This window comes from Bradyrhizobium sp. (genome assembly GCF_004799445.1).
Lineage (GTDB): Bacteria > Pseudomonadota > Alphaproteobacteria > Rhizobiales > Xanthobacteraceae > Bradyrhizobium.
Window position 1 is genome coordinate 1 of sequence record NZ_SSNA01000230.1, and the last position, 5458, is coordinate 5458.

At 56.7% G+C, this 5458-nt stretch carries 6 protein-coding genes, 1 tRNA gene and 1 pseudogene; 6 read left to right on the forward strand and 2 right to left on the reverse strand.

The window, feature by feature from the left end; translation table 11 throughout:
• Positions 1-228: 228 nt before the first annotated feature.
• Positions 229-305 (reverse strand) — tRNA-Lys (locus E8A46_RS29530).
• On the opposite strand from E8A46_RS29530, the gene E8A46_RS30555 reads away from it, so the two are divergent.
• Positions 298-498, forward strand: coding sequence for a TetR family transcriptional regulator (locus E8A46_RS30555; RefSeq protein WP_363252844.1), 201 nt, complete (start codon positions 298-300; stop codon positions 496-498). The two genes, E8A46_RS29530 and E8A46_RS30555, sit on opposite strands and share 8 nt — an antisense overlap.
• A 181-nt stretch (positions 499-679) precedes the next feature.
• Complete coding sequence (locus E8A46_RS29535) at positions 680-2059, forward strand: carbohydrate porin (RefSeq protein WP_291568688.1); 1380 nt, start codon at positions 680-682, stop codon at positions 2057-2059.
• 115 nt (positions 2060-2174) lie between these two features.
• Here E8A46_RS29535 and E8A46_RS29540 read toward each other — a convergent pair whose 3' ends face one another.
• On the reverse strand, positions 2175-2528 hold the full coding sequence (locus E8A46_RS29540) for a low affinity iron permease family protein (RefSeq protein WP_291568689.1): 354 nt from the start codon (positions 2526-2528) through the stop codon (positions 2175-2177).
• 156 nt (positions 2529-2684) lie between these two features.
• Here E8A46_RS29540 and E8A46_RS29545 point away from each other — a divergent pair, with 156 nt between their 5' ends.
• From E8A46_RS29545 to E8A46_RS29560, 4 genes and pseudogenes are all read left to right on the forward strand, one after another.
• Positions 2685-2909 (forward strand): hypothetical protein, encoded by a 225-nt coding sequence (locus E8A46_RS29545; protein WP_291568691.1) that lies wholly within the window; start codon positions 2685-2687, stop codon positions 2907-2909.
• 265 nt (positions 2910-3174) lie between these two features.
• Positions 3175-3465, forward strand: coding sequence for a DUF3489 domain-containing protein (locus tag E8A46_RS29550; RefSeq protein WP_291568693.1), 291 nt, complete (start codon positions 3175-3177; stop codon positions 3463-3465).
• Positions 3462-4043 carry a DUF2924 domain-containing protein gene (locus E8A46_RS29555; RefSeq protein WP_363252842.1) on the forward strand — a complete coding sequence of 194 codons (582 nt, stop codon included), beginning with the start codon at positions 3462-3464 and terminating at the stop codon, positions 4041-4043. The genes E8A46_RS29550 and E8A46_RS29555 overlap by 4 nt, the downstream gene beginning before the upstream one ends.
• Positions 4040-5458: pseudogene (locus E8A46_RS29560) on the forward strand (recombinase family protein); the annotation flags it as partial. The gene E8A46_RS29555 and the pseudogene E8A46_RS29560, both read left to right, overlap by 4 nt.

The following is a 5458-nucleotide window of genomic DNA, read 5'->3' on the forward strand; positions in this document are numbered from 1 at the left end:
TCGCGACCTGGCGCAGGATTTCCATAATCTCCAGCGCAGCGACGTGGCGAGCGGTGTTGGTAGTGCCCTTGAGCAGAAACGCCATCGCAGCGCGAAGCTTCGCCTTAGCATCGTCGGCGCCGGCAAAATCCCAATCGTCTTGATCAGACATGGCGGCGCTTCCCACACGCTTCCCAGCTCGCGGGTGTTGGGAAGCAGAAATTCAAGTAATGCCTGATTTTGCTGATGAGCGCGGAGGGACTCGAACCCTCGACCCCATGATTAAAAGTCACGGGCGTTGGCGAAACGTATTTCACCATCGGCGCGATCAGCCACCGTCTCGGCGCGTCATCTGGGTCGATCTATCATCGCTTTCCTAGCCGCAATGCCTTGCTCGGCCGGCTCTGGATGCAGAAAGCGGCGCAGTTTGCCGGAAGGTGTACCGCCGCGCCGCGGGACACCAGAATACGATGCATGGATGGCTCAGCGGGCCCAGGAGGCAGCGAGGCCGAAGACTGACCAGCAGCCGAAATAGCTGTTACCGCTCCTTGTCCGAATCGATCGGTGCCCGCCTTAAATTCGGTTCAGCAGTTGCGGAGTTGCGTTGTGTCCTGCGATAGCCGTTTTGCTGAGCCCATTGAGCTGCCCGGCGGCATAGGTATGGTCCTCAACCGGAAACCCACGAATTGTCGTGAGCTGCATGCCGCTTCATTTCACTAAAGTCGTCTCACGGATTATCTTCGCCATCGGTGTGATGAACTTTGACTATTGGGGCTTATCATCTAGCGCCGACGCCGAGGATGTAAAGCCGCCCGACACGGGCGTCATCAAGAGCATTGTTCCGGCAGCGCTAGCGCAACTTGGCGTGCAATTCAATGCGACCTACATCGGCGAGTTTCTTGTCAATGTTTCAGGCGGTGCAAAGCGCGGCGCTGTCTACGACGGGCGTCTTGACCTCGGGATCGATGTGGATCTGGAAAAAGCGATCGGCTGGACCGGGGCCAAGTTCCACGCAAATATGTTTCAAATCCACGGCCAAGGAATTTCGCGAGATTATATCGGCAATCTGATGCTTGCCAGTAACATCGAAGCGCTGCCTGCCACGCGACTTTACGAGCTGTGGATTGAGCAGTCGCTGATGAACGACCAGATTTCAATTCGCCTAGGTCAGCAAGCGGCCGACGTCGAATTCTTCGATAGCAAATACGACGACATGTTCATCAACTCCACATTCGGATGGCCCGCCATCGTCGGGATCAACCTGCCGAGCGGCGGCCCTTCACCGCCTCTCGCGGTCCCGGGAATACGCGTGAAAGCACAGCTCTCCGACCGAATAACCGCTTTCGCCGCTATCTTCGATGGAAATGCTGCGGGGACGGGTCCGGATAATCCACAAATCCGCAATCCCGATGGGCTCGCATTCCGCGTGAATGACCCCCCATTGATCCTGGGTCAACTGAAGTTTGACTTTGACGTGGGGGATAAGGGTCGCGAGCTGCCTGCCTCAATCTACGCCGGGGGTTGGTACCATGCTGGACCCTTCAATGATCAACGTTTCACTGCTCAAGATATTTCCTTGGCCGATCCGCACGGGTCTGGAGTGCCCGGCCAGTTGCGCTCAAATCACGGTCTTTTTATTGTTTACGAGCAATTGCTCTCGCGGGCTACGGCCGGTTCAGACAATGGCGTAGGATTTTTCGCACGGGCTTCCGTAAGCCCGTCCGACCGCAATCTCATTAATCTGTATGTCGACGGAGGCCTGCAGTTTTCAGGTGTCACGCCTTCGCGCCCGAACGACAAGTTTGGGATTGCGCTCGCGTATGCCCGGATCGCCGACGCCGCTCAGCAACTTGATCGTGACGTTCAATATTTCACAAACACACCAGTTCCTGTTCGCGACCACGAAGCGGTGTTTGAGATTACCTATCAGGCGGAGGTCAAGCCGGGATGGATGGTTCAGCCAGTGTTGCAGTATATAGCTCATCCCGCTGGCGGGTCCGTCGATCCTAATGATCCCAGCCACATCAAGAGAATTCGGGATGCGGCCGTATTCGGTTTGCGAACCACCGTCAAATTTTGAACTTCATGACATTAGCGCGCGCAACATCTGTTTACACTTTTTGCGTTGGGCTTCGAACCCTATTATTTTGATTGCCGAGCGGAATCGATCCATGGGACCGCTCATTGAGATCAACCTATTTCTCGATCTCATCGCGCACAGACTCAAGTTCGGGTTCGGACAACCGTTCAATACCGACCAGCTTATTTCTGGCTTCAGTAACACGAATTAATTCATCCAGCTTCAGTTGAAGTGCTGTGCTCTCCCGGTTTTGCGCATTCTGGATCAGGAAGACCATCAGAAAGGTAACGATGCTGCTGAGGGTGTTCATGACCAGCTGCCAAGTATCCGAAAAATGAAAGATCGGACCCGTCAAAAGCCATCCGATGACGAACATTCCCGCAATGCCGAATGCCCACGGACGACCGCTGCCGTTGGCTGTCTCCGTTGCGATTTTCGAAAACCAATGTTCGGAGTTATTCTTGGCCACCTCGCACCTCCCGAAATTCAAGCAATCCGTGTCATCATCGAAGCCAAACCTGAACATGCTCCGAATCGCGCGAAATGAGCAACATGATTGCGCTGGTTTCGCTCGACTTCGGCGGAGCAGGAAGCATGTGTGGCGTCGGCAGAGGAGTTGACGCCGATGGACGCGCATTTAGTCGAGGCAACGATTGAGGCATATCTGACTGAAATCCGTAACCAGCTTGATAAGGCCGCGGGAATAGGGCGCGCGGCCGATGCCTGCGCCGGTGCGGGCTTTCATGAGAAGGGGCTCGAAGTCGCTCTCGACATCGAGCAGCCGCTCTATGAGGCAACAACGCTGCTGAATGCCGTAAGTCTGATCAACCAGATCGCCCGACAAAGCTGAGCGCTCTGCCCCGCTGGGGCGGATCGAGAAGCGAGCGACCGGCCAACGGGAATGCAGTTCGAACCGGCCCTATGCATGCCATGATTGCTGTCAAAAGAGCAACTATCTTGCTCAGATTTGACTGGCTTACCGGTTTGACCGGAGCGTTGCTGTGGTGACTTAGAAGTGGCGAATGCGCGCTTCGGGGTCTTGCCCTGCCGGGGTTTTGCCCGGGCGGGGCTGAGGTGGTGCGGCGGATGGCGTCGCACGAAACTCAGAGGATTCCATGACCAAACCCAAGTCGAAGCCTAAGGCTACGGCCCGCTCCACTTCACGATCCACCAGCAAATCTAAGACTCACAAGCGGTTAGCGCCCTCATCTTCAAAGACGACAATGCGGCCCGATACCAAGCACGCCCGCATCCTTGCGATGCTGCGGGCGCCTGCGGGAACGACGATTGCGGCGATCATGACCGCCACGGATTGGCAGCAACATTCAGTGCGCGGATTTCTTGCCGGCGTCATCCGCAAGAAGCTCGGTCTCAATCTGGTTTCTGAACAGACCGACAAAGGTTGAGTCTACCGCATCAAGGATGGAAAGGCTACGTCCACCGCCGATCGCGTGAAGCAGGCGGCGTGATGCGATGTCGGAGACAGCGTCGCAGCGGTCGCGTCTCGACTAAAACTTCCATTGAGGACGAGATCGCGCATCTGCGCGGTCTCGATCTCAAAGGTCTTCGTTCAAGATGGCAGAGCATATTTCAGAGGCCGCCGCCCGATCACCTGCCACGACATTTGCTGTTCGCAATCATCGCGTATCGGATTCAGGCCGACCGCCTTGGCGATTTAGATCGTGAGACCGGGCGGGTGCTTGATCGGACGGACGCAAAGGACACCGGCGCGAAGATGTCCGCGCGTCTCGTACGCTTCGATCAGAAGCGGACTGAACTAATACCGGGAACTGTGTTGGTACGAGAGTGGGATCGTCGATCGCAACGGGTAATGGTGATGGCTGATGGTTTTGCCTGGAATGGTCGGACCTATGACAGCCTCTCCAAGGTCGCCTTCGCGATCACCGGAACCAAATGGAACGGGCCGCGCTTTTTTGGCCTGAGAGATAAAGAAGATCGGTTGGACGCAGGGGCGCAATCATGAAGACTACTTCGATCAGGCCCGTCCGCTGTGCCATCTACACCCGCGTCTCCACGGAACATGGGCTCGACCAGGAGTTCAATTCGCTGGACGCCCAATACGATGCCGCGTCCGCTTATATAAAGAGTCAGGCCCATGCCGGCTGGACCCTGATCCGGTCGCGATATGATGACGGCGGATATTCCGGTGGGTCCACCGATCGTCCCGACCTGCAGAGATTGCTGGACGATATCCGCTCTCGGAAGCTTGATGTTATTGTCGTTCTACAAGGTCGATCGCCTGACGCGATCGCTGGCCGACTTTGCCAAGCTGGTGGAACTGTTCGATGCACATGGCGTGTCGTTCGTCTCGGTCACCCAGCAGTTCAACACCACGACTTCGATGGGCCGGCTGACGCTCAACGTGCTTCTGTCCTTCGCCCAGTTTGAGCGGGAAGTCACCTCGGAGCGCATCCGCGACAAGATTGCTGCCTCCAAACGAAAAGGTCTTTGGGTCGGTGGTCCCCTTCCCCTCGGCTATCACATGAAGGACGACAAGATTGCCGTCGTCGAGGACGAGGCAGAGCGGGTCCGCCTGATCTACCGACGCTACCTCGAACTTGGCGGCGTCAACGCACTGGTGCGAGACCTCCGGGAGCGGGATATCCGAACCAAATCTAGACTGCTCGCGACCGGTGCCACCCGCGGGGGTGTTCTCTTCGGCCGTGGCTCGCTGTTCTATCTGCTGCGCAATCGCTTTTATGTGGGTGAGGTCAAATACAAGGACGAGATCCTGCCCGGCGAACAGCCAGCGATCATGGATCGCGCGCTATTCGACGCGGTCCAGCAAAAGCTCACGGATCAGTGGACCACCCGATCCACGACGCGGAACGCGAGCGACCATCTGTTGACCGGACTTTTGTTCGACGATGTCGGTCATCGCATGGTTCCGACCCATGCAACCAAGGCCGGCGTTCGCTATCGCTATTACGTCTCGCTTCCGCACCTGCATGGAGAATCCAAAACTGCATCAGTCGGGTCGATCTCCCGTGTTCCGGCGACCGACATCGAAAACATCATCGTTAAGTCTCTCAATGAGCATCTGATCGCTCAGAAGCAGAAGCCGGCCTTCAGCCAAACTCACGTTAGAGATAGCAAAGCGGCCTTGGAGCAGGTCGTGCGTATCGATGTGCATGAGGATCGTCTAGCTGTTCGGTTGAAGTCAGCAGACGACGAAGAAACATCCGACGCGGCCGACGACTATTTACTCTCGATCCCGTGGCAGAAGCCGCCAACCAGGAAATCGAGGCAAATTCTTATCCCGCACGGCATTCCCAAAAATGAAATCCGCCCAACGCGGATCGAACGTCGCGCGCGCCTCGTCAGCGCCATCGCCCGAGGTCGTCGCTGGCTTGACGAAATCGTTTCGGGCTCCGTGAC

What these genes read in the sequence shown, in the direction of transcription:
- E8A46_RS29535 (WP_291568688.1), top strand. Translation starts at nt 680, where the DNA reads ATGCCGCTTCATTTCACTAAAGTCGTCTCACGGATTATCTTCGCCATC.
- E8A46_RS29545 (WP_291568691.1), top strand. Translation starts at nt 2,685, where the DNA reads ATGGACGCGCATTTAGTCGAGGCAACGATTGAGGCATATCTGACTGAA.
- E8A46_RS29550 (WP_291568693.1), top strand. Translation starts at nt 3,175, where the DNA reads ATGACCAAACCCAAGTCGAAGCCTAAGGCTACGGCCCGCTCCACTTCA.